Annotated in this window: 1 protein-coding gene; it reads right to left on the reverse strand. The window is 66.6% G+C overall.

Annotated elements, in window-relative coordinates:
• Positions 1-153: 153 nt before the first annotated feature.
• A complete protein-coding gene (locus tag E1261_RS44775; RefSeq protein ID WP_132416462.1) occupies positions 154-1,110 on the reverse strand; it encodes a hypothetical protein in 957 nt (318 codons plus the stop codon).
• Between the last annotated feature and the right edge of the window lie 206 nt (positions 1,111-1,316).

A 1,316-nucleotide genomic window follows, 5' to 3' on the forward strand; every position in this document is an offset into this window, starting at 1 on the left:
TCAGACATGTCCGGCGGCAACAAGAAACCCTGACCACGATCAACCGGCCGATACCCATTCGCCACACCCAATAATCGAACACCTACCGGGTTATACGCACCAGCCACGCCGATTCTGCAACAGCCTCTCCGTGACAGTAGGACTCCGTGAACCTCACCGGACCGGACATGACGGACCGCACGGCCGGGCTTTGAGGGCCGGGTGGCGGTGGCGGAGGGCTTGCAGGACCTGTACGGCGGCCGCGCAGGGCCTGCTCGTGATGTCGAAATAGCCGTACCGCAGTGTCGCCTCGGCACGAAGGGTGGCTCGGTTGTCCCGATCCAGGTCCCGCCAGCGCTGTCGCGGCACGAGGTGCAACCGCCCGTCCAGCTCGACATTCAGGCCGAATCCGTCGTAGTGCACGTCCGTGTACTCGCCATCCACGGCTCGCTGCCGGACTCCGGTCGGCAGCCGATGCCGGCGCTCGACGTCTCGCTGATAACGCAGTTCCAGCAACGAATGTGACCCGGCCGCCACGTCCGCGATGATCGGCCGGAGCGCCCGCCGATGACGCAGCCGCGGCCGCTCGTCCAACGCGGTCAGTAGATCAGCTGCGGTGATTCGCCCGCTCTGGCAGGCCTCGGCGACGAGCGCGGCGGCGTGATCCAGCGTCCGGGAGCTGTCGACCAGGTCGAGTACGGCATGGGCCGCCGTACGGCGCGGTGGTACGACCGTCGCGAGCCGGTCGGCCCACCAGATGTCCCGGTGGACGACGAGCTGTGGCTGCCGTGCGATCCGGCGGCGCTCCGGAATCGTCACGTGGACGGGCCGATTGCCGTCTACCTTGATGAGCCCCAGTTGCTCGGCCGCGGTGTCGTGACTCCACGCCGCCTCGGGGCCGGCGTACAAGAGACCGGCCAGCAGACGGCCGTCGTACCCGATCGGTCCGGTATGGGTGGCATAGACACCCGGATGCACGACCTGCCAGCGCCGTGCCCGCAGCGGTCGGCGGATCTGTGCCTCGGACCAGCCCGCCGCGAACAACTGCGCCCGCGCCACGATCCGGTCCTGCTCGTGGATCACCACCTCCAGCCCTTGATCAGCGAGCTGCCGCTCCCACCACCAGTTCACTCACCCAGCCTGACGGATTTCCGCCGATCGCGTCGGAGCCCCTGTGGATAACGGCTTCACGGATGATTACTGCCGCTCCGAGGCTGTTGCAGAATCGGCGTGGCTGGTGCGTATAACCCGGTAGGTGTTCGATTATTGGGTGTGGCGAATGGGTATCGGCCGGTTGATCGTGGTCAGGGTTTCTTGTTGCCGCCGGACATGTCTGA

The sequence above is a fragment of the Kribbella albertanoniae genome, from assembly GCF_004348455.1.
Classification (GTDB): Bacteria; Actinomycetota; Actinomycetes; order Propionibacteriales; family Kribbellaceae; genus Kribbella; species Kribbella albertanoniae.